The 23357-nt window shown below is 53.5% G+C and carries 28 protein-coding genes; 18 read left to right on the top strand and 10 right to left on the bottom strand.

The genetic code is table 11. From position 1 onward, the window contains the following. Positions 1–2: 2 nt before the first annotated feature. Entirely contained in the window at positions 3–896 is an 894-nt protein-coding gene (locus IMQ33_RS04635) for a helix-turn-helix domain-containing protein (protein ID WP_121606745.1), read from the bottom strand. Between the two features lie 295 nt (positions 897–1191). On the opposite strand from IMQ33_RS04635, the gene rsxD reads away from it, so the two are divergent. The 7 genes from rsxD to IMQ33_RS04600 all read left to right on the top strand — a co-directional run bounded on the left by rsxD (position 1192) and on the right by IMQ33_RS04600 (position 7339). Next, the gene (rsxD, locus tag IMQ33_RS04630; RefSeq protein WP_141132151.1) at positions 1192–2277 is read left to right on the top strand and encodes an electron transport complex subunit RsxD; all 1086 of its coding nucleotides are present in this window, start codon (positions 1192–1194) and stop codon (positions 2275–2277) included. Positions 2278–2286: 9 nt separating this feature from the next. Further along, the gene (rsxG, locus tag IMQ33_RS04625) at positions 2287–2916 is read left to right on the top strand and encodes an electron transport complex subunit RsxG (RefSeq protein ID WP_196062534.1); all 630 of its coding nucleotides are present in this window, start codon (positions 2287–2289) and stop codon (positions 2914–2916) included. Beyond that, positions 2913–3614, top strand: a complete 702-nt coding sequence (locus IMQ33_RS04620; RefSeq protein ID WP_024486620.1) for an electron transport complex subunit E — start codon at positions 2913–2915, stop codon at positions 3612–3614. The genes rsxG and IMQ33_RS04620 overlap by 4 nt, the downstream gene beginning before the upstream one ends. Beyond that, a complete protein-coding gene (gene nth / locus IMQ33_RS04615) occupies positions 3611–4252 on the top strand; it encodes an endonuclease III (RefSeq protein ID WP_121606743.1) in 642 nt (213 codons plus the stop codon). The genes IMQ33_RS04620 and nth overlap by 4 nt, the downstream gene beginning before the upstream one ends. Positions 4253–4846: 594 nt before the next feature. Continuing rightward, positions 4847–6355, top strand: a complete 1509-nt coding sequence (gene dtpA, locus IMQ33_RS04610) for a dipeptide/tripeptide permease DtpA (RefSeq protein WP_024486618.1) — start codon at positions 4847–4849, stop codon at positions 6353–6355. 292 nt (positions 6356–6647) lie between these two features. Next, a complete protein-coding gene (locus tag IMQ33_RS04605; RefSeq protein ID WP_080660769.1) occupies positions 6648–6800 on the top strand; it encodes a Hok/Gef family protein in 153 nt (50 codons plus the stop codon). Positions 6801–7186: 386 nt separating this feature from the next. Next, positions 7187–7339, top strand: coding sequence for a Hok/Gef family protein (locus IMQ33_RS04600; protein ID WP_196062533.1), 153 nt, complete (start codon positions 7187–7189; stop codon positions 7337–7339). 92 nt (positions 7340–7431) lie between these two features. On the opposite strand, the gene IMQ33_RS04595 is transcribed toward IMQ33_RS04600, so the two are convergent. After that, positions 7432–8007 (bottom strand): helix-turn-helix domain-containing protein, encoded by a 576-nt coding sequence (locus tag IMQ33_RS04595; protein WP_196062532.1) that lies wholly within the window; start codon positions 8005–8007, stop codon positions 7432–7434. A gap of 110 nt (positions 8008–8117) precedes the next feature. Between IMQ33_RS04595 and IMQ33_RS04590 the strand changes: the two genes are divergently transcribed. Next, a complete protein-coding gene (locus IMQ33_RS04590) occupies positions 8118–9302 on the top strand; it encodes a benzoate/H(+) symporter BenE family transporter (RefSeq protein WP_196062531.1) in 1185 nt (394 codons plus the stop codon). A 6-nt stretch (positions 9303–9308) separates the two neighbouring features. Here IMQ33_RS04590 and IMQ33_RS04585 read toward each other — a convergent pair whose 3' ends face one another. Further along, complete coding sequence (locus tag IMQ33_RS04585) at positions 9309–10163, bottom strand: aminoglycoside phosphotransferase family protein (RefSeq protein ID WP_098931973.1); 855 nt, start codon at positions 10161–10163, stop codon at positions 9309–9311. A 126-nt stretch (positions 10164–10289) separates the two neighbouring features. On the opposite strand from IMQ33_RS04585, the gene IMQ33_RS04580 reads away from it, so the two are divergent. After that, positions 10290–10667: a RidA family protein gene (locus IMQ33_RS04580; RefSeq protein WP_098931222.1), complete on the top strand. Its 378-nt coding sequence runs from the start codon at positions 10290–10292 to the stop codon at positions 10665–10667. An 11-nt stretch (positions 10668–10678) separates the two neighbouring features. On the opposite strand, the gene IMQ33_RS04575 is transcribed toward IMQ33_RS04580, so the two are convergent. Both IMQ33_RS04575 and IMQ33_RS04570 read right to left on the bottom strand, forming a co-directional pair. Next, complete coding sequence (locus IMQ33_RS04575) at positions 10679–11059, bottom strand: nuclear transport factor 2 family protein (RefSeq protein WP_065686128.1); 381 nt, start codon at positions 11057–11059, stop codon at positions 10679–10681. A gap of 31 nt (positions 11060–11090) precedes the next feature. Beyond that, on the bottom strand, positions 11091–11402 hold the full coding sequence (locus IMQ33_RS04570) for a hypothetical protein (protein WP_065686127.1): 312 nt from the start codon (positions 11400–11402) through the stop codon (positions 11091–11093). A gap of 187 nt (positions 11403–11589) precedes the next feature. On the opposite strand from IMQ33_RS04570, the gene IMQ33_RS04565 reads away from it, so the two are divergent. The 5 genes from IMQ33_RS04565 to gstA all read left to right on the top strand — a co-directional run bounded on the left by IMQ33_RS04565 (position 11590) and on the right by gstA (position 14836). Then, entirely contained in the window at positions 11590–11859 is a 270-nt protein-coding gene (locus IMQ33_RS04565; protein ID WP_065686126.1) for a hypothetical protein, read from the top strand. A gap of 38 nt (positions 11860–11897) precedes the next feature. Beyond that, positions 11898–12563, top strand: a complete 666-nt coding sequence (locus IMQ33_RS04560) for an HD domain-containing protein (RefSeq protein ID WP_161712558.1) — start codon at positions 11898–11900, stop codon at positions 12561–12563. Between the two features lie 71 nt (positions 12564–12634). Next, a complete protein-coding gene (locus IMQ33_RS04555; RefSeq protein ID WP_024486509.1) occupies positions 12635–12898 on the top strand; it encodes a DUF3811 domain-containing protein in 264 nt (87 codons plus the stop codon). A gap of 356 nt (positions 12899–13254) precedes the next feature. Then, a complete protein-coding gene (dapA, locus tag IMQ33_RS04550; RefSeq protein WP_196062530.1) occupies positions 13255–14136 on the top strand; it encodes a 4-hydroxy-tetrahydrodipicolinate synthase in 882 nt (293 codons plus the stop codon). Between the two features lie 97 nt (positions 14137–14233). Continuing rightward, complete coding sequence (gene gstA, locus IMQ33_RS04545; RefSeq protein ID WP_021178076.1) at positions 14234–14836, top strand: glutathione transferase GstA; 603 nt, start codon at positions 14234–14236, stop codon at positions 14834–14836. A 54-nt stretch (positions 14837–14890) separates the two neighbouring features. Here gstA and tyrS read toward each other — a convergent pair whose 3' ends face one another. The 4 genes from tyrS to anmK form a co-directional block, all read right to left on the bottom strand. Further along, complete coding sequence (gene tyrS / locus IMQ33_RS04540) at positions 14891–16165, bottom strand: tyrosine--tRNA ligase (protein ID WP_024529915.1); 1275 nt, start codon at positions 16163–16165, stop codon at positions 14891–14893. Between the two features lie 141 nt (positions 16166–16306). Beyond that, positions 16307–16960, bottom strand: a complete 654-nt coding sequence (gene pdxH, locus IMQ33_RS04535) for a pyridoxamine 5'-phosphate oxidase (RefSeq protein ID WP_021804541.1) — start codon at positions 16958–16960, stop codon at positions 16307–16309. A gap of 233 nt (positions 16961–17193) precedes the next feature. Then, on the bottom strand, positions 17194–17511 hold the full coding sequence (locus tag IMQ33_RS04530) for an MliC family protein (RefSeq protein WP_065686122.1): 318 nt from the start codon (positions 17509–17511) through the stop codon (positions 17194–17196). Positions 17512–17555: 44 nt separating this feature from the next. Further along, positions 17556–18677 carry an anhydro-N-acetylmuramic acid kinase gene (gene anmK / locus IMQ33_RS04525; protein ID WP_098931226.1) on the bottom strand — a complete coding sequence of 374 codons (1122 nt, stop codon included), beginning with the start codon at positions 18675–18677 and terminating at the stop codon, positions 17556–17558. Between the two features lie 368 nt (positions 18678–19045). On the opposite strand from anmK, the gene IMQ33_RS04520 reads away from it, so the two are divergent. Then, on the top strand, positions 19046–19510 hold the full coding sequence (locus IMQ33_RS04520) for a glycine zipper 2TM domain-containing protein (protein WP_021178081.1): 465 nt from the start codon (positions 19046–19048) through the stop codon (positions 19508–19510). Between the two features lie 89 nt (positions 19511–19599). Here IMQ33_RS04520 and slyA read toward each other — a convergent pair whose 3' ends face one another. Next, positions 19600–20034, bottom strand: a complete 435-nt coding sequence (gene slyA / locus IMQ33_RS04515; protein ID WP_021178082.1) for a transcriptional regulator SlyA — start codon at positions 20032–20034, stop codon at positions 19600–19602. A gap of 179 nt (positions 20035–20213) precedes the next feature. Here slyA and IMQ33_RS26075 point away from each other — a divergent pair, with 179 nt between their 5' ends. From IMQ33_RS26075 to IMQ33_RS04500, 3 genes are read left to right on the top strand one after another with little or no spacing between them, the layout of a single operon-like run. Then, a complete protein-coding gene (locus tag IMQ33_RS26075) occupies positions 20214–20450 on the top strand; it encodes a DUF1656 domain-containing protein (RefSeq protein ID WP_024486868.1) in 237 nt (78 codons plus the stop codon). A gap of 3 nt (positions 20451–20453) precedes the next feature. Further along, a complete protein-coding gene (locus tag IMQ33_RS04505) occupies positions 20454–21317 on the top strand; it encodes an HlyD family secretion protein (protein ID WP_161739703.1) in 864 nt (287 codons plus the stop codon). A 3-nt stretch (positions 21318–21320) separates the two neighbouring features. Next, a complete protein-coding gene (locus tag IMQ33_RS04500; RefSeq protein ID WP_196062529.1) occupies positions 21321–23348 on the top strand; it encodes an FUSC family protein in 2028 nt (675 codons plus the stop codon). Positions 23349–23357 lie beyond the last annotated feature (9 nt).

Genomic DNA, 23357 nt, shown 5'->3' with positions numbered 1-23357 from the left:
ACTTAATCGATAGAAATCAGGTAGGTGTAATTGACATCGATCTGCCGCAGTTTCGCATCCTGGTTCCACGCCTTAGCTTCGATCACCTCCATCTCTACGCTTCCGCGTACTTCATTACGCAGCCCTGGCATCACATGCGAGATCAGGTAAAAGATAAATTTCACGCACTCTTTGGCCGTCCCCTGATGGGTAATAGCGATGTACTCACGCGCTGGCAAGCGAATATCTTCAATCTTGTGACCAGAAAGGATGTCCTTCTTGAATTCCGGCTCCACCGCCATGGTATGCGTGACTGAACACTCGCCTTCGCCACGCTCATTGTCAGAATGGATGCTGTAAACCTTGTGGCACTCCATATTCAGCCCTTTGAAGAAGTCATTAAAGATTTCCCCCTTCATGGCGATACAGGAAGAAATGGCCATCTCTTGGGCAGTATCAAATTCCATCTCACGCGTAAAACCGACCAGGTGCGTATCCGGCAACGTCAACCGTTGAATCTCCGGATAAAAACCGGCCTCATACACGGCTTCGAAGTCAAAGCGCGGCATCAGGCTCTTCACGTCCCATTTATCCATGGTACGGTAGCGGTTTGGCGTAATGCCAAAACGTTGCTTAAACATCCGGGTAAAGGTTTGCTGTGAATCAAAGCCCAATTCATCGGAGATATCGATAATCGTACGATTGCTGATGCGCAGCGCGACCGCCGCGCGGGTAAGAATGCGTGAGCGAATATAGGTGGCGAGCTGGATACCGGTGATACGCTTGAACTTACGCTGCAGGTGCCACTTGGAGTAGCCGGAGATACGCGCAACTTCATCCAGATTGGGCCGCGTCTCAAGATGAATTTCGACCCATTCAATCAGCTCTTCAATAAATAAAATATCTTCATTAGTCATTATTAGATGTTCGCTACTTCAAAAATGCTCAGGATAATAACCTGCGTTAATTATATGAAAGTTGTTATTCCGTGCGCAAAGCAGTCCAAAAATAGCAGCTCGATCATCAGTATGACAACCCATACTGCACGTTTTACATCCAGCCTGGCTTTTTCTCACCGCAAAAGCTGAATATCCTTATGATTAGCACGTATTACCCGGCATATGATTGAGGTAGAATGCAGCGCTGTAATTTCCCCCGGTGCCCGCACCGTGAATGCACTGATTAACATGGCAAAGAAATGGTAGTTATTCTATGAAGTTCAGGCCGGTACAACAGGCAGCCCCCAAGGGCTTACACATCGCCAGCTCTCCGTTTACCCATAACCAGCAAAGCACCAGCCGCATCATGCTTTGGGTTATGCTGGCCTGCATTCCCGGCATGGCCGCACAGGTGTGGTTCTTTGGCTATGGCAACCTTATTCAGACCGCGCTGGCCATGGTGACCGCCCTCGGGGCCGAGGCCGCCATTCTTGCGCTACGTAAACAGCCAGTCAAGACACGGCTGGCAGATAATTCCGCCTTGCTCACTGCGCTGTTGCTGGGCATTAGCCTGCCACCGCTGGCTCCCTGGTGGATGATCGTTATCGGCACCTTCTTCGCCATTGTGATCGCCAAACAGCTATACGGCGGACTGGGGCAAAACCCTTTCAACCCGGCCATGGTGGGTTACGTGGTGCTGCTAATCTCCTTCCCGGTACAGATGACCAGTTGGTTACCGCCGGAAGAGCTGCGCGCAACCGCCCTGACCCTGCCGGATACCCTGCTAGCTATTTTCAGTGGCCACACCGCCCAGGGAGCCACTCTGCACGAATTGCAGATGGGCGTTGATGGCATCAGCCAGGCGACGCCATTAGACGGTTTTAAAACCGGCCTACGCAGCGGCCACTCGGTCGAACAGGTACTCCAGCAACCGCTGTTCGGCGGCACCCTGGCCGGTATCGGCTGGCAGTGGATTAACCTGGGCTTCCTGCTCGGCGGCCTGTTTATGCTGGGTCGTAAGCTGATCCACTGGCAAATCCCGTTCAGCATGTTGGCCGTCATTGCCCTGTGCTCAGGATTAGCCTGGACGTTAGATCCGGCCCATCAGGCTTCCCCACTGATCCACCTGTTTTCCGGGGCCACTATGCTCGGGGCTTTCTTTATAGCCACCGACCCGGTCAGTGCCTCTACCACGCCCAAAGGTCGGCTGATATACGGCGGCCTGGTTGGCTTGCTGGTCTGGCTGATCCGCGTGTATGGCGGTTATCCCGACGGGGTAGCCTTTGCCGTACTGCTGGCCAACATTACCGTGCCTTTGATCGATCACTACACGCAACCACGCGTGTATGGCCACCGTTGAGGAGTCATTATGCTTAATTCCATGAGAAAGCATGGCACCACACTGGCCGTGTTTGCCGCTGTCACCACCGGCCTGACCGCCGTAGTGTATCAGTTAACCAAAACCACCATTGCCCACCAGGCGGCGTTGCAACAAAAAGCGCTGCTGGACCAGGTCGTCCCGCCGGAACATTATGACAACGATATGCAGAGCGAATGCCTGCTGGTCAGCGATCCGGCGTTAGGCAACGGCGCGCCGCACCATCTGTATCTGGCCCGCAAGAATGGTCAACTGGTGGCAGCCGCGTTGGAAACGACCGCGCCAGACGGTTATTCTGGGGCGATCCAACTGCTGGTCGGGGCCGATTTTAACGGCACGGTATTGGGAACCCGCGTGATAGAACATCACGAAACGCCTGGGCTGGGCGACAAAATCGAATTACGTATCACCGACTGGATCACCTTCTTCAGCGGTCAAAAGATCGACGGCCCGGATGATAAACGTTGGGCAGTGAAGAAAGACGGCGGCATGTTTGATCAGTTCACTGGGGCCACCATCACCCCGCGAGCAGTGGTCAACGCCGTGCGTCGTACAGCGTTGTTTATGGAGACGCTGCCGCCTAAACTGGATACCTTGCCTGCCTGCGGAGCCAGCGAATGAGTGAAGCCAAAGAGTTAATCGTACAGGGGTTGTGGAAAAACAACTCTGCGTTAGTGCAATTATTGGGGCTGTGCCCGCTGCTGGCGGTAACGTCAACTGCCACCAACGCCTTGGGGCTTGGGCTGGCCACCACGCTGGTGCTGACCATTACCAACGGTTCTATTTCCGCCCTGCGCCGTTGGATCCCGAGTGAGGTCCGCATTCCGATTTATGTGATGATCATTGCTGCCGCGGTGAGTATCGTGCAAATGCTGATCAACGCCTACGCTTTCGGTTTGTATCAGTCGTTGGGGATTTTTATCCCGCTGATCGTCACCAACTGCATCGTGGTGGGCCGGGCTGAAGCAGTAGCGGCGCGAAAACCGGTAGGACTGGCATTGATCGACGGTATGGCCATCGGTCTTGGTGCCACCAGTGCCATGTTTGTGCTGGGCTCGCTACGCGAGCTGATTGGTAACGGTACGCTATTTGATGGCGCTGACCTGCTGCTGGGCAGTTGGGCCAAGGTGTTGCGCATTGAGATTGTCCATTTCGACACCCCTTTCCTGCTGGCCATGCTGCCACCGGGTGCCTTCATCGGTCTGGGCTTGATGCTGGCAACCAAATATCTGATTGACGAAAAAATGAAGGCGCGTAAAGCCAAGGCTTTGGCAGTTGAACCTAACATGGAACAGGGACACGTAGAGAAAGCGCTATGAATAAAGAGAAACGCCTGGAGATCCTGACCCGCTTGCGGGATAACGACCCGCATCCGACCACCGAACTGGTGTATACCACCCCTTTTGAGCTGTTGATTTCCGTGCTGCTCTCCGCTCAGGCAACCGACGTCAGCGTTAACAAGGCCACGGCCAAGCTCTACCCTGTTGCCAACACGCCAGCGGCCTTGCTGGCGTTAGGGGTAGACGGCGTCAAGGAGTACATCAAAACCATCGGCCTGTTTAACAGCAAAGCCGAGAACGTGATTAAAACCTGCCGTATCCTGCTGGAAAAGCATGAGGGTGAAGTGCCGGAAGATCGCGCTGCACTCGAAGCTCTGCCCGGCGTGGGTCGCAAAACGGCCAATGTGGTGTTGAACACGGCCTTCGGTTGGCCAACCATTGCTGTTGATACTCATATCTTCCGCGTCTGTAACCGCACCCACTTCGCCCCAGGGAAAAACGTGGAGCAGGTAGAGGAAAAGCTGCTGAAAGTGGTTCCCGCCGAGTTTAAAGTCGACTGCCATCACTGGTTTATCCTGCATGGCCGCTATACCTGTATCGCCCGTAAACCGCGCTGCGGTTCATGCATTATCGAAGACCTATGCGAGTTTAAAGAGAAGGTCTATCCGCTTGATTGAGAGTACCGGGCACGGCGATCCGTGTCCGCGACTCTTCCCTCCGGTTTTTTATCAAAAATGTGACGTCGGGCAGCATTAACCTTGGTGGAACCCGGGATTACCCTACAAACTCGCTGTTTCAGATATTTTCAACCGTAAAATTAGTCAAAAATTGTGGTTAACCTCACGTCTTGACGATCACATCTCATTTACAAACCTCACTACCGATCTGTTCATTTTCAGATATTTTGCATAACCCAATTTATGCACAACAAACAAAGGCCTAATCAATCATGAGCATTGATATGGACTGGATATGACTTAAATAGCAGAATATATAACTAAATTAATTCAGGATAGCTTTTAATCAAAACAAAAACTCGGCAAATTTAAAAATGGCAAACGTTAATACTGCATAACATTTGCAACATAGTTGCATAGCGTTGCCTATGTTATATGTAACAGAACATGTCAAAAAGCTTGCCACGTTGACAAAGATAGTGAACATTAACCGCCGGCATTCATCCTATAACAATGCAGAAGGGTGCAGCCCTGCATCACATTCTGCTATTTCCCGTCCTGACAATACGGGTAGTGAAAAAACCAGAGGTACCAGTGTCAACTGCAAACAACAATTCTTCGGAAAACATTAGCCTTAACGCGTTTAAGCAACCTAAGGCCTTCTACCTGATCTTCTCGATTGAACTCTGGGAACGTTTCGGCTACTACGGTCTGCAAGGCATCATGGCGGTCTATCTGGTCAAGATGCTTGGCCTGAGTGAAGCCGACTCGATTACGCTGTTCTCCTCATTCAGCGCGCTGGTGTACGGTTTCGTGGCCATTGGTGGCTGGTTGGGGGATAAAGTTCTTGGCTCCAAGCGGGTGATCGTATTGGGGGCCATTGTGCTGGCCGCCGGCTACGCCATGGTGGCCTATTCTGGCCATGATATCTTCTGGGTTTATCTGGGGATGGCCACCATCGCCGTGGGTAGCGGTCTGTTTAAAGCCAACCCTTCTTCCCTGCTGTCTACCTGCTATGAGAAAGACGATCCACGTTTGGACGGTGCATTTACCATGTACTATATGTCCGTCAACATCGGATCATTCTTCTCCATGCTGGCAACCCCATGGCTAGCGGCCAAATATGGCTGGAGCGTCGCCTTCTCACTGAGCGTGGTGGGGATGCTGATCACCCTTGTCAACTTCATGATGTGCCACGGCTGGGTTAAGCAATACGGTTCAAAACCTGACTTTAAGCCCCTGCAGGTCAAAAAACTGCTGATGGTGATCGTTGGTGTTGTGGCGTTGATCGCCATTTCCAGCTGGTTGCTGCACAACCAGATTATCGCACGCTGGGCACTGGCTATCATCTCTGTGGGTATCGTCATCGTGTTCGCCAAGGAAACCTTCGCCTTACACGGCGCTGCTCGTCGTAAAATGATCGTGGCCTTCCTGCTGATGCTCGAAGCAGTAGTGTTCTTCGTGTTGTACAGCCAGATGCCAACCTCACTGAACTTCTTTGCTATCCACAACGTTGAGCACAATATTCTGGGGATCGCTTTTGAACCAGAGCAGTATCAGGCACTGAACCCGTTCTGGATCATGATGGCCAGCCCTATTCTCGCCGCGCTGTATAACAAGATGGGCGATCGTCTGCCAATGCCGCACAAGTTTGCCTTCGGCATGATCCTGTGTTCCGGTGCATTCCTGGTGCTGCCGTGGGGCGCAAGCTTCGCCAACGACCAAGGCATCGTGTCCGTTAACTGGCTAATCTTGAGCTATGCGCTGCAGAGTATCGGTGAGTTGATGATCTCTGGTCTGGGTCTGGCCATGGTCGCCCAGTTGGTACCACAGCGCCTGATGGGCTTTATCATGGGCTCATGGTTCCTGACCACCGCCGCCGCCGCGTTGATCGCCGGTAAGGTAGCGGGTCTGACTGCCGTCCCAAGCGACATTAACGATGCGCATGCTTCTTTGGCTATCTATAGCCACGTGTTTATGCAGATTGGTATCGCCACGGCAGTGATCGCCGTGCTGATGATGCTGACCGCACCGAAGCTGTATCGCATGACGCTGGATACCGCAGAAGATACGGCAGCAAAAGCGAAAGCTGCTGCTCTCTAATCTCTGCTGTAACCTGACCTCAAAAACGCCGGAGCCTAGCTTCGGCGTTTTTTATGATGCACAGAAAAATTGCGAAACGCTTCGCTATCTGAACAATCGCGTGCATTCAACAGCGAGGGTATTAAGTAGACTGCAGGTGGGTGCTCTGGATCTTTCCGTCTGGAGCATTTGGTAAAGGATGGAAAGAGAAAAGCCCCGGACCGATTTACATCAATCCGAGGCCGATCTCACTCCCTAACAAGGTGAGATTATCCTCTAAAATTCCCGAAATCAAGGGACAAGGAGGTTAAGAATGCCGCAAAAACTGCTGGTTTTATGCCTGATCGTTATCTGTGTGACGCTGATCGCAGTCATCTGGATAACACGTGATTCGCTGTGTGAGTTGCGCGTCAGGCAAGGAACAACGGAAATTGCCGCCATTCTGTCTTGCCTGAAACAGCGGTAAGGCGATCCCACGGATGGGGTTCGCCCCATCCGTAACTTGCTGGGAGGCGATCCGCGAGCACCCTTCTTTGACCTTTCAACATCCTGTCAAATCATCCCACACGCTTTTCCTTATCAATTCCCCGGATGCCAGCATTCGGTATTGCAGTACGTGCACAGAAAAATTGCGAATCGCTTCGCTATCTGAACAATCGCGCGCATTCAACAGCATGGGTATTAAGTAGACTGCAGGTGGGTGCTCTGGATCTTTCCGTCTGGAGCATTTGGTAAAGGATGGAAAGAGAAAAGCCCCGGACCGATTTACATCAATCCGAGGCCGATCTCACTCCTAAGCAAGGTGAGGTTAGCCTCTTAAAATCCCAAAATCAAGGGACAAGGAGGTTAAGAATGCCGCAAAAACTGCTGGTTTTATGCCTGACCGTTATCTGTGTGACGCTGATCGCATTCACCTGGATAACACGTGATTCGCTGTGTGAATTACGCGTCAGGCAAGGAACAACGGAAATTGCCGCCATTCTGTCTTGCCTGAAACAGCGGTAAGGCGATCCCACGGATGGGGTTCGCCCCATCCGTAACTTGCTGGGAGGCGATCCGCGAGCACCCTTTTAGCACGTCAAAATTCACTGCTGCGATTACATCCGGTTTAAACCAGGGGGGTAATGGATCAAGTCGTGAATACGTACCGGCTCTGCGCTGGCATTATGATACGCATGTGGGCAATCCGCTTGGAAACGCATGGCTTCGCCGCTGGCAAGGCTATGCCACTCACCGTTAATCGCCAGTTCAAGTTGGCCACTGATGACAATGACATGTTCAATCACGCCCGGCTCATGAGCCGAGGATTCACTGAGCGCGCCAGGGGCTAAATCGATGACAAACATATCAAAACCCAGTTGGTGGTCGAACGGGAAAAGCGGCACCACACGCATGTCGGCATTGTCTTGATTGAAGATTGGCAACTCGCCATAACGATGCAACATAGCCGCCGGCTGCAACGGCGCCGTTTCCAGAAAGGCAGAGAAAGCCACGTTAAACCCGGTAGCAATTTTCCATAAGGTCGCCACCGTTGGACTGGACTCGCCCCGTTCGATCTGCCCCAGCATCGCCTTGCTGACGCCGGTATTTTCGGCAGCCTGATTAAGGCTCCAACCGCGTTGCGTACGTAATGACTTCATCGTTTGCGCCAAATGGCTGGCAAGATCCTGCATAGCTATTCTCCTGAAAAACCTGCGGCGATTATAGCCCCTTGTGCGCTATAACGCACGATGCTATGCTCCGTCAATTCGACCGTTATAACGCACAATACTCGGGAGCGGTTATGCGTCCTGCACTCTCATTACGTGATATCTCCTTTTCTGCAATCGTTGCCGGTTTTGTCGCCGTGCTGGTAGGCTATACCAGTTCTGCAGCGATTATCTTCCAGGCCGCTGCTGCTGCGGGGGCAAGCCCGATACAAATTGGCGGCTGGCTGAGCATGCTTGGTCTAGGTATGGGTATCACTTCGTTGGGGCTCTCGCTCTATTACCGTACGCCAATCCTCACCGCCTGGTCGACGCCTGGTGCCGCGTTGCTGGTCACCAGCTTGCCCGGTACCCCGCTCAATGAGGCCATCGGGGTATTTATTTTCGCCAGTGGGCTAATCCTGCTGTGTGGCGTCACCGGCCTGTTTGCCAGGTTGATGAATCATATCCCGCAGGCCATATCGGCAGCGATGCTGGCCGGAATATTGCTCCGCTTCGGGTTGGATGCCTTCGCTTCCTTGCAGATCAATTTTTCACTCAGCGCCGGTATGTGCCTGGTGTATCTGTTCACCCGCCGCTATCTGCCGCGTTACGGAATCGTTCTGACATTGCTGGTCGGGCTGATCATCGCGGCGTTACAGGGTAACATTCATTTCACCCAACAAACGCTGTCCTTCGCCAAGCCAGAATTTATCGCTCCGCACTTCACGCTGTCGACGTTGCTGGGCATAGGTATTCCTTTCTTTGTCGTGACGATGGCCTCACAGAACGCGCCAGGCATCGCCACTCTCAAGGCTGGCGGGTATGACGTCCCCACTTCTCCCTTAATCAGTTGGACGGCCCTGACGGCTTTGGTGCTGGCCCCCTTTGGCGGCTTCACGGTGTGTATTGCGGCCATCACCGCCGCCATCTGTATGGGGCCTGACGTACATCCCGATCCCAAGCGCCGTTATATGGCTGCCGTGGCCGCCGGTGGCTTTTATCTGTTAGCGGGGGTGTTCGGCGGTACCATTGGCATGCTGTTCAGCGCGCTGCCGGTAACCTTGATCCATACCATCGCCGGGCTGGCGTTATTAGGCACCATTGCCGGTAGTCTGCAACGCGCGCTCCAGGATGATAAACAACGGGACGCTGCGGTGATCACCTTTCTGATCACCGCTTCCGGGCTGACTTTGCTAAACGTGGGGGCTGCGTTCTGGGGGTTGATTGGCGGCGTGCTGGCTTACGCTATTTTCTCATTACCACTGCGCAAAACACCTTGAATCCCGCTATTGGCTCTCAACAATTGGTAGGATAAATCCGCTATCACCTTGCGGCAGCGCGATACCCAAGGCACGCGCTGCCAGTTCTGCTACACGAAAATCGATATCCGCTTGCTCACCATCTTCCAAAAACCAGGCCGCAGAAAGCCCCGCCCAGGCCAGGATCCACTGCAGCAGACGGTAACGTTCCAAGCCAGCCAGCGAGCAAACCTGCTCAACGCGACGATGGAAGATATCGGGATCGGTGGCGACACCGTAATTGGGGTTGCAGAAGATATTGGCGTAATCAAATCCACGCTCGCCATACAGACGCTTGGGATCGATCACTAGCCAGCCGCGTTCGGCAAAATCCAGCACGTTGTCATGGTGAATATCCCCATGCAACACCCCTTGATCCCGTGGGCTGGTCAACAGTTCCGCCGCAGCGGTGGCGCTCAAGCGCAGCATGCCTCCGTGAGCCTGCGCTGCGGGCCATAGGGCATTAAACCACTGGTGCAAGGGGATCAGTTCGGGGTAAGGTTCATCTCGTGGCGCATGCAATCGGGCAATGACCTGGCACAGAATAGAGGTTGCCCGTTGGTCTTCACCGTTGCGTACCAGCTGCGCTAATGATAAAGGCCCCATAGCCCTTTCCAGCAAAATGCCGTCATCATGCCATGCCAGCACCCGCGCAGCGCCCTCTCCACGCCACCAGCACATCAGTTGGCCGCCAAATTTTTCTTCCTGTTCGCGGGCAATTTTCAGCATTGCGGGCATCATTTGATAGCGCACCGGCATCAACAGGCTGCTATGGGTTTCAAACGCTGGCCCGTCTGGCTCAAGTTGCCAACGTTGCAGATAAGGAATAAATGCCTGGTTGATCACCCTTATGCACCCTTCTTGCGTGAACGACTGCCTGGGATGATAGTATTACCAGGCAGCATCCTGCAAAACTTTCGGCTGCGCGCGCTGATGAGTGCGTGCTCTTGGTCATCTCGTGGGGTCATCATGTCATTACTCAAACGTACCAACTATGCAAAATTACCTAAGCCGGGTGGGCCCTATGTGCACGCGGTACGCCACGCCGATACACTGTACGTCTCTGGCCTGACCGCCTTTGCCACCGAAGCCCAGGGTCAAGCGGTACAAGACCAGGCTCGCGCCATACTGGAACAACTGGCGGCCGTGGCTGCCAGCGAGGGCACCAATCTTAAATCGCTGATCAAGATCACCGTTTTTCTGACCGAGATAGCCGACCTGGCGGCCATCCGTGACGTCCTGTTCGACTATCTGGACGGTGCGCTCCCTGCCAGTTCTCTGGTTGCCGTCAGCGCCCTGTTTTCGCCAGATCTCAACGTCGAGATAGAAGCCATTTTGGCACTGTAAATCAGGGGGCGCTATAATGCGCCCTCATCCAGTTCACAAGGCCCAATCTTAAACCAGGCCTTGGCGATTTTCCCTTGCTCAATCTCATAGATGGCAATGATGTCCATCTTCCCGCGCCCCTGCGGAAAATTGCGCGTGACCACCTCTTGGTCGATCACCAAATTCTCCACCACCATACGTTTGATACGCTCACCGTAAAGGCTAGGCTCTTGGAAGCGGGCAATATGACGTTCACGAATTTCACCTTTACCACGGGCAAGCAGCGTATCCGGATGCTGATAATACAGCGCATCGTCCGCCCAACAGGCCATAAAGGCGTCGATATCACGGGCATTGTAGGCATCAAGCTGCTGTTGCACGATCTCTTCTGGGCGTACTGTTTTGCTGTTCATCGTAATCCCCTGCATAACGTTGAATCCGAGGTTAAAGCTCGACGATTTTATCAACCTGATGGTGAAACACGTAAGGATCGGAGATCAGCGCGAAGGCTTCATCATCCGGATAAGTTACCGCAACCTGATAGGCTTCACCGGCGAAACATTTGATGGCCTCAAGCGAGGTCCAATAAGTTGCCAGAAAGAAATGTGCATAGTCTCCCTGCACCTCTTGCCTGACAAAAGCCCCACGGTTGCCCGCAATCTCTTTAGCATGCTTGACGCCTGTGACATGCAAATGATCGGCAAATCCTTGCCGATGTTGTAGCGGCACGCAGCCGTGCCAGGTTCTGACAATCATCGCCATCCACTGAATATAAAATCGAAAATAATGAATAAATAACCTATCACGTTTTTGGCCGATTTCAATCCGTCAGCGCATGATTTTTAAACCGATGTAGAAAGTGACATAACAGCCCTTATCCGCTATGACGCTGTCGGGAATAATCTGCTAATTTAGCAACTGGACTGATTGATGATGAGTGACTATGCAGCAAAAGCCGGTTTTGCATGAAGCCAGACAGTTGAAACGCCTTAATGCCGCAACGCGGCGGCAGTCGCACATGTATAAGTGGATTGCCCTGGTGGCGGCGCTGGATGCATTGTTGGTGTTTTATTATGACCGGGATATGCGTAATGTTTCATTTTCAACTCTGGTGGCCCTGGTTTGCGGCTATCTATGGATCCGCGATCGCAATAAAGCGCGCGGCTATCGGCGCGAGTACGACAACAAATACGGCAACTCTCGCAACGGGTAATCCCTCCACATTTCCTGCCTATTGATAAGGATCGATTTGTGCATTCTCCAACTGTCTCCCCAGAGCTGCTACACCCCTTCTCTCCGTTTCAGGCATTAGCGCAAGCGTTGCTGCCGCTGACGCTAGAGGGTGATGATGGCTCGCATGATGTGGCCCACCTGCACCGCGTTTGGAAAAATAGTCGCCAAATCAGTCAGGATGAAGGAGGAGACCAGCAAATTCTGTGTGCCGCCGTATTGCTGCATGACTGCGTTGCGGTAGAGAAAAACTCCCCTCAGCGCCATCTGGCCTCCCGCATGGCGGCAGAAAAAGCCGGCATCGCGCTGGCAACCCTTGGTTGGTCAAATGAGAATATCAACAAGACTGCGCACGCGATCGAGGCCCACAGCTTTTCTGCCGCTATTGCGCCGCAAACGCTGGAGGCCAAAATCCTGCAGGATGCCGACAGGCTGGATGCGATTGGCATGATCGGCGTTGCCCGCTGCTTCTACATCGGTGGCCGCATGCGTAGCGCCCTATATGATGCCGCCGACCCGCTGGCGCAACAGCGCCAGTATGATGACAAGCGATTCACTCTGGATCACTTCGAAACCAAGCTGTTCAAACTACAGGAAGGGTTTCAGACTGCGGCAGGCCGAAGGATGGCGGCATTACGCACCGAACGCATGCGCCGCTTTCTCAGCGAACTGCTGGAAGAAGTTTGATAACTACAGAGCAATATCTTTGCCATAAATGCTGTACACTGAAAGTCAACTTCACAACACAGGTTGCCAAAATGAAGAGACTAACGCTGAAAGAGATGACAGAAAGCGAACAACGTGAAGTAAAGACCGATCTGGACAGAGCAAGCAAAAACCTCGAGCGCCAGTTGACCAACTCCGAACATAATAGAATTAAAGACGAAGCCATCGATCGCATTATGGCCGCACGTGAAAAGATTGCCAAAGCGACCCGCGCAGAACGCAAAGCCAACCGGGCACAGCCAACAGGTGCCACCTTCAGTTGGACTGCCTCCATCAGCACGCGCCCACATCGTTGATCACAGACCCCGCTTTAGCGGGGTCTCTGTTTGATAAGCCAGACTCATCTGCACCCAACTATTATTAATATCCCTATTATCATCTGGTTATCCATTGACAGCTGACCGTGACCTGTCCACTATCGGATAACATTCACAGGTTATGAGATCGCCATGTCCCCTTTCATCCAACAGGCCACACCGCAGCAAACCGCGTTGACCGTGGGTGAAGCTTTGGCGCTTACTTCGAAGAAACAGCCGCTCATTTGACCGGGGCGCGCTGTCCCGTCAGATGAGCTGACTGGATGGTGTGCAACGCGATACTCCTCTCTGGTTTTTCATCTGACTCCTAGTCGGTCACGCAGCAGGAGTTTTACATGGCTTCATTTTCCGGTATTTGGGTAGCACTGGTTACCCCATTCAATCATGACGAAGTTGATTTCCCGGCAGTCAAAAGGCTGGCTCAGCATCTGATCGCCAAAGGCGTCGCTGGCGTGGTGGTCTGCGGTTCGACCGGCGAAGCCGCGGCTCTGAGCAAAGAAGAACAGTTGGCGGTGCTGGATGCCGTTCTCGAGGTGGTGCCAGCCCACCAGGTGGTCATGGGCCTATCCGGGAATAACATGGCTAGCACCTTGCAGATGCAGCAGGCCATCAACCAGCGCGATATCGCCGGTGTGCTGATCCCCGCCCCATATTATATTCGCCCTTCGCAGACGGGCCTGGTGGAGTATTTTACCCGCCTTGCCGATGCCTCTCGCGTCCCAGTGATTTTGTATAACGTGCCTTATCGCACCGGAGCAACTTTTGAGTTGGCAACGCTGAGGCAACTCGCCCGCCACCCGCAAATCAAGGCGATCAAAGATTGTGGCGGCTGCCCCGAGGCTACCATGTCGCTGATCCACGACGGCGAGATCGACGTGCTGACCGGCGAAGACCCTCTGATCCTAACCACGCTGTGCCTGGGGGGTAGTGGCGCAATTTCCGCTGCGGCACACCTGCACCCGGAACGCTTTGTTGCTCTGGTTGAACAAGTCGCGCAAGGCGATCTGGCCGCCGCACGCAGCAATTTCTATACCCTGCTGCCGATGATCCAACAAATGTTCAGCTACCCGAACCCAGGCCCGGTTAAAGCGGCACTATCTCAGCAAGGGCTGATAAAAAACGAGCTTCGCTCCCCAATGCAAACCGCGCCACAGGCATTGCAACAGCAAATCGCCGATTTACTGGCGCAGATGCCAGCACTCACTCTGGCGAAGTAATAAAATATTGTTGGCAAAACCGCTGTAATTTTTCTGGCCTAGGACTAGGATGGGAGGTTAAACCTGCCTGTCCTTCATCACCATCAAGGAGTTTTCGATGAAATTGTTCTATAAAGCTGGCGCCTGTTCCCTGTCCCCTCACATCGTATTACGTGAGGCCGGGTTGGATTTCACCGCAGAGAAAGTCGATTTAGCTCACAAGAAAACCGAAAGTGGTGCCGACTATCTGGCGATCAACCCGAAGGGGCAAGTCCCGGCGTTGGTACTTGACGATGGCAGCCTGCTGACCGAAGGCGTGGCGATTGTGCAATACCTGGCGGATCGCGTACCGGATCGTAACCTGATCCCAGCCGCTGGCACACTTTCTCGCTATCATGCGATCGAATGGCTGAACTACGTGGCCACCGAGTTGCACAAAGGCTTCAGCCCACTGTTTAACCCGAAGACGCCGGACGAATACAAAGCGATTGCCCGCGATAAGCTGGCTAGCCAGTTCAGCTACCTGGACTCGGTGCTGGAAAAACAGCATTACCTGTTGGGCCAGCGTTTCAGCGTGGCGGATGCGTATCTGTTCACCGTGTTGCGTTGGGCGAAAGCGTTACAGTTTGATCTCACGAAGCACGCGCACCTGACGGCTTATTTCGATCGCGTAGCGGCTCGCCCTGCGGTGGCAGCAACGTTGAGTGCCGAAGGTCTTTAAAGCCTGAATAAAAGAAAGGGGCCACATTGGGCCCCTTGTCAGTATCAAAACAGATTATTTCCAGTCAACCAGGCAGTAATGCTTTTTGCCGCGACGCAGCAGCGTGTAACGGCCAAACAGGCGATCGCTGTCGGTAAACAGATATTCCGGGTTGGACTGCTTCTCACCGTTGATGGTCACCGCGTTGGAACCGATCATGGTGCGAGCCTGCCCACGAGAAGGAACCAGCTCTGCATTCACCAACGCCTGTTGCAGATCTGCATCGTTCTCCAGCTTGATGGTTGGCATGCCATCCTGAGCCAGCTGCGCAAAGTCCGCCTCGGTCATTTCGTGCAGCGCGCCGGAGAACAGGCTCTGGGTGATACGTTTCGCAGCGGCCAAACCCTCAGCGCCATGCACCATACCGGTCACTTCTTCTGCCAGCACATACTGGGCACGCGGCGCTTTGCCGCTGTTCTTGTCTTCTTCTTCCAGCGCATTAATCTCTTCAATGCTCAGGAAGGTGAAGAACTTCAGGAAGCGATAAACGTCCGCATCCGCGGTGTTGATCCAGAACTGGTAGAATTTGTACGGGCTGGTTTTTTCCGGAGCCAGCCATACCGCGCCGCCTTCGGTTTTACCAAACTTGGTACCGTCAGACTTGGTGATCAACGGCACCGTCAGGCCAAACACCTGTTTCTGGTGCATGCGGCGAGTCAGGTCGATACCCGAGGTGATGTTGCCCCACTGGTCAGAGCCGCCGATCTGCAGCTCCACCTGATGGCGGTTATACAGCTCGGAGAAGTCGAACCCTTGCAGCAGGTTGTAGGAAAACTCGGTGAAGGAGATCCCGGAATCATCACGGTTCAGGCGCTGCTTGACCGCTTCCTTGTTGATCATCTGGTTAACCGAAAAGTGTTTACCGATGTCACGCAGGAAGGTCAGCACGTTCATGCCGCCAAACCAATCGTAGTTGTTGGCCGCAATGGCGCTGTTGCTGCCACAGTCGAAATCGAGGAACGGAGAAACCTGCTTGCGGATTTTCTCGACCCATTCGTTGACCGTTTCCGTGGTGTTGAGTTTGCGTTCGGCGGCTTTAAAGCTTGGGTCGCCGATCATACCGGTCGCGCCACCCACCAACGCTACCGGCGTATGGCCGGCCAGTTGGAAACGCTTCAGGCACAGCAGAGGCACCAGATGGCCCAAATGCAAGCTGTCAGCGGTCGGATCGAAGCCGCAATACAGTGCAATTGGCCCTTGCGCCAGTCGCTCTGCTAACGCTTCCTCGTCCGTCACTTGAGCCACCAGGCCCCGCTCTTGCAGTTGTTGAATCAGGTTGATGCTAGCCATCAATTTCTCCATGTATAAACGAATGCACCTTTGCCGGTACACGGCCTTCGCCCATTGGCGAAAATCACAAAATTCGGGGTAGCGCATAGAATAAAGCGCCAGCGGCATCAGTGCCAGCGCTTAAGGGGGATTTTCCGTGTATCAGGGTGCCAGTCGGTCAATTTTCCAGTCATTTCCCTCGCGTTGATACAGGAAACGGTCGTGCAAGCGGTGCGCCCCCCCTTGCCAGAACTCAACGGAGTCGAATCTGACGCGGAAACCGCCCCAGAAACTGGGCAAGGGCACCTCGCCTTGCTGGAATTTTTGCTTCAGTTCGAGGAACTTGCTTTCGAGGATGCCACGGGCAGAAATGCGCGTTGACTGTTGCGACACCCAAGCGCCGATCTGGCTGTCTTTGGGCCGACTGTTGAAATACTTCATCACTTCCAGCGTTGACAACCGCTCGGCCTTGCCGAGGAAGATCACCTGACGATCCAGCATATGCCACGGGAACAGCAGGCTGATATGCGGGTTTTGTGCCAGTTGTTGCGCTTTGCGGCTGCCAAGGTTGGTATAAAACACCAGGCCCTGGTCATCGAAGTGCTTTAGCAACACGATGCGTTGGAAAGGCTGCCCCTGCTCGTCCACGGTAGCGACGCACATGGCGGTAGGATCGGCCAGACGCGCCTCACAAGCCTGTTTGAGCCAGCGTTCGAACAAATCCAGGGGGTTGGCGGTCAGATCGTTACGGCGTAGCCCGCCACGGGTATATTCACGGCGCAGATCCGCCACATCAAACTCATTATTATCAGTCATCTGGATTAGCAACCAAGCGGTAAATTCGTTGTCATATTCTGCGCCTGTAGCAGCAGGATCTCAATCATTCTGCTAGCAAATAGCTGCGCCCCGATAGTGCAACAAGTGAGAGTCATGCAGAACGCCGACACGCCGTAAATCCATCCATGGAGGCTCGTATCGCGCATCTTCTGCGCTCATCGGTTGGTTAACCTGCACAACTCCCACCTGCCTCAGGCTTCAGTGGCGCGGTATTAAGCGTGGTTAGCGTCTTGAGCCAGCACGCAGTCACTCATGATCACTTTATCATTGCGCTCGACAAAGGCGTTTGGCCCTTTCGACCAGAAGGTGTATTTACCGTCGCTGTATTTGGCGCCGGACGCCGCCAGCACCTGTTTCAGCTTCAGTTGTTCGCCGTCCATCAGGAAGCTGACCGTGCTCTCCTCACCATTGAGTTCCACGGTAAGCGGCGTCGTTCCGCATTGATAGTGCAACGTTTCGCTTTTTTGTGGGACCACGTAGCTGCAACCCGCCAACACGAGAACTCCGGCAACCATCACTATTTTTTTCATCAGGTGCTCCTTAAGATATTAACCCTTTCTTTATCCTAACAGAGCTAGCGGTGGCCCAACGGCAAAACCGGATAAATCCCACCTAGCAGCGTTTCACAACTGGCACCGGTAACTGAAGGCAGATTTCCCGGCAGACCGGAAAGGGTCCTGAATGCTAGCCAGGCAAAAGCCAACGCCTCCATGTCATCTCCACTGACGCCAAAGTGATCGGTGGTTGCCACCTCGGTACCTGGCAGTAAAGCGGACATTCTCGCCATCAACAGTGGATTACGGGCACCACCACCGCAGACCAGCAGCCGCTCACAGCCCCCAGCCAGCATCACCTGCTCGCTAATGGTGGTGGCGGTCAGTTCCACCAGCGTGCTCATCACATCCACCGGAGTTAACCCTGGCAACGTCGCCAGCTGTTTTTCCAGCCAGCTGATATTGAAATATTCTCGGCCGGTACTTTTCGGTGCCGGTAAGGCGAAATAAGGGTCGGCCAACATCTGCTGCAATAGCGGTAAGCAAACGCGCCCTTCCATCGCCCAAAGGCCATCTTTATCAAAAGGTTTCGAACGATGGCGCCATATCCACGCGTCCAGCAGCATATTCCCCGGCCCGGTATCAAAACCGCGCACCGGTGCGCCGGGCAAAAGCAGTGACAGGTTAGCGATGCCGCCAATATTCAGCACCATACGGCGCTCGGTCGGGTGAGCCAATAAAGCCTGATGAAACGCGGGAACCAAGGGCGCCCCTTGGCCACCATAGGCCATGTCACGGCGGCGAAAATCCCCCACGGTAGTGATATTGGTCAATGCCGCCACCCGGTTATTGTCCCCAAGCTGCATCGAAAAGCGTGTCTCGCCCTCCGGTTCATGCCACACCGTTTGGCCATGACAGCCAATGGCGGTGATTTCATGGGCCGGAATACCGGTCTGTTTTAACAGCCCCTGCACCGCTTCACCGAACAGCGTGCCCAACTGCGCATCCAACCGTCCTACGGCAGAAAGCGTAGTCTGCTGCCCTTGGCACATCCCCAGAATATCTTTTTTCAGTTGGATCGGCATGGGGTGGCTATAGCTTGCCTGTTGCGCCACCATACGTTCATCGATCGCGGCAAGCACCACGTCGATCCCATCCAGACTGGTGCCAGACATAACACCAATATAGCGGCCTGACTTCATCAGCACTATCCTTTACCTTTTCCAGGTTGCAACCGTTTTCACCCTTTAAATAGACCAGAATTATGCGATTAACGCCATGAATTATGATGTCTTTTTTACAGCATGTGAGCGAAGTTGTTTATTTTATGCCGACAATTGGTTACATAACAAACAATTCAGGGAAGGATAAAGCGCCGGTTATTTGTTTTCAGTTCTGTCACAAAGTTAAACCACCGTTTATTATTGGTTGAACAGAGAAAAGCTAAGCTGTATACAGAAGGCAACACATGGGTGATATCAAACCGATTCAACCATAATTGCTGTAATATTTATAGAACTTGGTTTGGGCCTATCTCCCAGATCTGGATTACCAACTGCAGGAGCTTTATATGATCAAGCGTCTTCTTGTTGTCGCTCTCGCCTCAGTCACACTGGCGGGCTGTGCAAACCAAACCGCGTCCGGTGATGTCTATTCCGCCTCTCAGGCCAAACAGGTACAAACCGTGACCTTTGGGACCTTGGTGTCCGTACGCCCGGTGCAAATTCAGGGCGGTGAAGGCTCAAGCATGCTTGGCACTATCGGCGGCGCAGTCCTGGGTGGATTCCTGGGGAATACCATTGGTGGCGGCACTGGCCGTAGCCTGGCAACCGCAGCAGGCGCCGTAGCCGGTGGTGTGGTAGGTGACAGCGTCGGTAGCGCGGCTAGCCGTAGCAACGCCTGGGAGCTGGAAATCAAAACCGATAATAAAGAAAATATCGTGGTGGTACAGAAAGCCGGGTCGACTAAATTCAGCCCAGGCCAGCGCGTTCGTATGGCGCAAAATGGCAGTACCGTTACCGTTTCTCCACTGTAACGTCCTTGCCTGAATGCAAAACCGGAGGCCCCTGGGCCTCCGGTTTCTGTTTGTTGCTGTGACTAAGCATAATAAAAAAGGCGCTGGATTTATTGTTTTTCTTGCAGTTCGATGATGTTCTGTTCCAGCTTGCTAATCAAACCAACTAAAAGTCTTACTTCTTCTGCCGAGATACCGCTGAGAATTTCGCCTCTGGTCGACGTGATCACACTATCCACTTCACGAATAATCGGCTCTGCCGCCTCGGTCAATTTGATGCGCTTGGCACGTCGATCGTTAGCGCAGGTGTGGCGGGTGATCAACCCTTTTTCTTCCAGCTGATCCAAGGTACGGACCAATGAAGGCTGCTCAATACCGATCGCTTTTGCCAATTGGATTTGCGACTGTTCAGGCGGTAATCGATTGATATTGTGCAATGTCACCCAATGCGTTTGTGTAAGCTCCAACGGCTTTAGCCGATGATCGATCAGCGCACGCCAAACACGAACTAATCGTGCTAAATCTGAACCTAACGTTGATTCCACTTCCCCCTCCTTATAGTTAGCATGCTAACATTACTCCCCAAAGTGTAGCCCATTTTGGTTAATTAACATTAAAAACACAAATGTATATAATCCAAATCGCAAAAATAGACACATTTTTATCGGTAATTGGTTATCCTCTATGCAAACATCCTTCATATTCACTCATCGGGATTGCTAACGTGAATACGACTTGGCTCCATACTGCGTCACCATTGCCCGATCTGGTGCTGGGTGCATCGCTTTATTTCCCCCCTCTATTTAAAGCTTTCTTACTTGGTTTAGTCTTCTGGCTGCTGGTGCATCATTTGCTACGCGACTGGATGTACTCCGGTGATATTTGGCACCCTATGCTGATGGATCTGTCCATCTTCGTCATTACCGTCAGCGGTTCCCTGTGGCTCCTAGCGAGTTGGTAGCTCATGAAGCATAAGACATTAAAGTATTTTTCGACGGTTATAGTTTGCGCCATCGCGCTTTGTGCCGGCTGGTGGTTATGGAATTACTACATGCAATCCCCTTGGACACGTGACGGTAAGGTGCGGGCTGAGCTCGTCAATATTACCCCGGAAGTCTCTGGCAGATTAGAGAAGATACTCGTTCATGATAACCAGTTCGTTACTGCGGGAAGCCTGATTTTCAACATTGATCCCGTGCCTTACCAAATTGCGTTGGACAATGCCGAGGCGGCGCTGGCCAAAGCGCAGGCAGATATGGCCAAGGCCGATCATGAAGCAGCCCGCCGCCGCAGCCTGCCCCGTAACGTCATCTCCTCTGAAGATCTGGATGAGTCCAACCTGGCCGCCGCCTCCATGAAAGCCTCGTATAAGGCGGCGCAGGCCAATCTCGAACAGGCCAAATGGAACCTCAGTAAAACGCGGATCTATGCCCCAACCGACGGTTACATCACCAACTTACAGGCCCGCGTTGGCAACTACGCCACCGCAGGAACGCCGTTGGTGGCGCTGGTAGACACCCATTCGTTCTATGTGCTCGGTTATTTCGAAGAGACCAAGCTTAGGCATATCAGAGAGGGCCGCAAGGCGGATATCGTGTTGTATAACGGTAATATTCGGCTGCATGGGGTGGTCGAAAGCATTGGCCGGGCCATTTACGACCAAAGCGCCGACAGCAGCAGTGATTTGCTGATGGATGTGAAACCCAACGTGCCTTGGGTACGCCTGGCACAACGGGTGCCGGTGCGCATCAAGCTGATCGATATTCCGGCCGACCTGACTCTGGTAGCCGGTACCACCTGCACCATTTCAATTCATCAGCAGGACTAATGTGTGAACCTGCCCTTTCTTGAATGGAAGCGCTCGCCCTGGGGTAAAGCCACCGCAGGGCAGTGGCGCTATGCGTTACGCAACACCCTGGCAATGTGCCTGGCGCTATGGGTCGCCTTCGTTTTACAGTTGGACGAGCCCTATTGGGCACTGACCTCCGCCGCCGTCGTCAGCTTCCCGACGGTTGGCGGCGTGATCAGCAAGAGCATTGGCCGCATTTTTGGCAGCCTGCTTGGCGCCATGGCTTCACTGCTGATTGCCGGTTGCCTGAACGATCCCTGGTTGTTCACCCTGTCGATTGCCAGCTGGTTGGGGCTGTGCACCTACATTTCCAACCACTACCAGAACAATGTCTCCTACGCCTTTGCCCTGGCGGGTTATACCGCCGCGATCATCGTGTTTGGCACGGTGAATATTACCGACACCCAGCAAATTTTTGATATCACCCAGGCACGCGTCTGTGAGGTGATCACCGGTATCCTGTGCGGCGGCTTGATGATGATGATCCTGCCAAGCACCTCGGATGGCGAAACTCTGCTGGTATCGCTACGTCGCATGCACTTACGCCTGCTGGAACACGCCGCCATGTTGTGGCAACCGGAAATCAGCCTGCGGATGCGTACCTCCCACGAGGGCGTTATCGGCCAAATCCTCACCATGAACCTGCTGCGTATTCAGGCCTTCTGGAGCCATTACCGGCTGCGCCGGCAAAACAATATCCTCAACTACATGCTGCACCAGCAATTGCGCATCACCAGCGTCATCTCCAGCCTGCGCCGCATGTTGTTAAACTGGCCTGACCGGCCGGAGAATCTGGCGGCGGTGTTGGAGCAGTTGTTGAATGAATTACGTGACCCCACCACAGATAAATACCGGCTAGCGCATATTCTGGTCGCCATCGCCCCTCAGGAACCGGCCGATTATCGCCATCGGGCCTTCTTCCTGCGCCTGCGCCACTTTTGCTGGATCTATCTACGCTGTACCCGCTGGCTACAACGGCTGGAAAGCGCTACCCAGGTCAGCGATATCGAACCGCCACGCGTTACCTCGCTAGCGCGTCATACCGACAGCGTTGAGGCCGCCTACAACGGGCTTCGCACCTTCTTGTGCATCCTGATTGGTTGCGCTTATTGGATCACTACCCAGTGGGACTCTGGTAGCTCTGCGCTGACGTTGATTGCCATCAGTTGCGTGCTCTATTCCTCTACGCCTTCGCCGATCAAATCCATCACCACCTTACTGAAGGCCGTTTCCCTGCTGTTTGGCTTCTGCTTTGTGATGAAGTTTGGCCTGATGATCCAGATCGACGATTTTTGGGTATTCTGCGCCTTCCTGTTCCCGACCCTGGTCACGATGCAGATGATGAAACTGCAAAATCCCCCCTATGCCCCACTATGGGGTCAGTTGATCGTGTTTATGGGATCGTTTCTCGCCGTGACCAACCCACCGAGCTACGATTATCAGGGCTATATCAATGACAGTCTCGCCAAGATTGCCGGCGTGCTGTTGGCCGGGTTGGCGTTCCAAATCCTGAGGCCGAGTTCGGACAAACGCAAAAGCCGACGGATTATCCGCGCATTACGCCGTGACTTTATCGATCAGTTGAGTAAGAAGCCGCAGCAAAGCGAAAGCCAGTTTGAGTCGCGTATCTATCACCGCATCAGTCAACTGAATCAAAGCCTGGATCAAGAGGCTCGCACCTGGCTATTGCGTTGGGGAGTCGTGCTGCTGAACTGCAGCCACGTGGTCTGGCAACTGCGTGATTGGCAAACCCGTTCAGATCCGCTGGCCGCCGTGCGCGACGTCTGTATTCATTGTTTGAAGGGAGTCATGACTGAGAAAGGGGTGCAACATGCGTCGTTAGACGCCACCTTGCAGGAGTTGCAGCGTATGAGTAACGCGCTTGCCCAGCATCCAGAACAGGCAGCACGTGATTTGGCAGGCTTGATTTGGCGGCTGTACTGCTCACTGCAGCAGTTACAGCAGGCGATCATTCCACCGGAAGCGGTAACAGCGCCCACGCCAGGCTGACGCGGGCGG

This window comes from Serratia sp. Res13-Sevr-LER1-36-b, from assembly GCF_015673035.1.
GTDB classification, from domain to species: Bacteria; Pseudomonadota; Gammaproteobacteria; order Enterobacterales; family Enterobacteriaceae; genus Chania; species Chania fonticola_C.
The sequence above is the reverse complement of the archived record's forward strand: the minus strand, read 5'-3'. Positions and strand labels throughout refer to the sequence as shown.

Bases quoted from the DNA above. Each gene is read 5' to 3' on its own strand.
- IMQ33_RS04600 (WP_196062533.1), top strand. From the start codon at position 7,187: ATGCCGCAAAAACTGCTGGTTTTATGCCTGACCGTTATCTGTGTGACG.
- IMQ33_RS04605 (WP_080660769.1), top strand. From the start codon at position 6,648: ATGCCGCAAAAACTGCTGGTTTTATGCCTGATCGTTATCTGTGTGACG.
- nth (WP_121606743.1), top strand. From the start codon at position 3,611: ATGAATAAAGAGAAACGCCTGGAGATCCTGACCCGCTTGCGGGATAAC.
- IMQ33_RS04580 (WP_098931222.1), top strand. From the start codon at position 10,290: ATGTCATTACTCAAACGTACCAACTATGCAAAATTACCTAAGCCGGGT.
- IMQ33_RS04570 (WP_065686127.1), bottom strand. From the start codon at position 11,402: ATGATTGTCAGAACCTGGCACGGCTGCGTGCCGCTACAACATCGGCAA.
- IMQ33_RS04595 (WP_196062532.1), bottom strand. From the start codon at position 8,007: ATGCAGGATCTTGCCAGCCATTTGGCGCAAACGATGAAGTCATTACGT.
- IMQ33_RS04565 (WP_065686126.1), top strand. From the start codon at position 11,590: ATGCAGCAAAAGCCGGTTTTGCATGAAGCCAGACAGTTGAAACGCCTT.
- anmK (WP_098931226.1), bottom strand. From the start codon at position 18,677: ATGAAGTCAGGCCGCTATATTGGTGTTATGTCTGGCACCAGTCTGGAT.
- rsxG (WP_196062534.1), top strand. From the start codon at position 2,287: ATGCTTAATTCCATGAGAAAGCATGGCACCACACTGGCCGTGTTTGCC.
- IMQ33_RS04555 (WP_024486509.1), top strand. From the start codon at position 12,635: ATGAAGAGACTAACGCTGAAAGAGATGACAGAAAGCGAACAACGTGAA.
- IMQ33_RS04590 (WP_196062531.1), top strand. From the start codon at position 8,118: ATGCGTCCTGCACTCTCATTACGTGATATCTCCTTTTCTGCAATCGTT.
- gstA (WP_021178076.1), top strand. From the start codon at position 14,234: ATGAAATTGTTCTATAAAGCTGGCGCCTGTTCCCTGTCCCCTCACATC.
- dapA (WP_196062530.1), top strand. From the start codon at position 13,255: ATGGCTTCATTTTCCGGTATTTGGGTAGCACTGGTTACCCCATTCAAT.
- IMQ33_RS04530 (WP_065686122.1), bottom strand. From the start codon at position 17,511: ATGAAAAAAATAGTGATGGTTGCCGGAGTTCTCGTGTTGGCGGGTTGC.
- IMQ33_RS04520 (WP_021178081.1), top strand. From the start codon at position 19,046: ATGATCAAGCGTCTTCTTGTTGTCGCTCTCGCCTCAGTCACACTGGCG.
- IMQ33_RS04575 (WP_065686128.1), bottom strand. From the start codon at position 11,059: ATGAACAGCAAAACAGTACGCCCAGAAGAGATCGTGCAACAGCAGCTT.
- IMQ33_RS04505 (WP_161739703.1), top strand. From the start codon at position 20,454: ATGAAGCATAAGACATTAAAGTATTTTTCGACGGTTATAGTTTGCGCC.
- pdxH (WP_021804541.1), bottom strand. From the start codon at position 16,960: ATGACTGATAATAATGAGTTTGATGTGGCGGATCTGCGCCGTGAATAT.
- tyrS (WP_024529915.1), bottom strand. From the start codon at position 16,165: ATGGCTAGCATCAACCTGATTCAACAACTGCAAGAGCGGGGCCTGGTG.
- rsxD (WP_141132151.1), top strand. From the start codon at position 1,192: ATGAAGTTCAGGCCGGTACAACAGGCAGCCCCCAAGGGCTTACACATC.
- IMQ33_RS04635 (WP_121606745.1), bottom strand. From the start codon at position 896: ATGACTAATGAAGATATTTTATTTATTGAAGAGCTGATTGAATGGGTC.
- IMQ33_RS04620 (WP_024486620.1), top strand. From the start codon at position 2,913: ATGAGTGAAGCCAAAGAGTTAATCGTACAGGGGTTGTGGAAAAACAAC.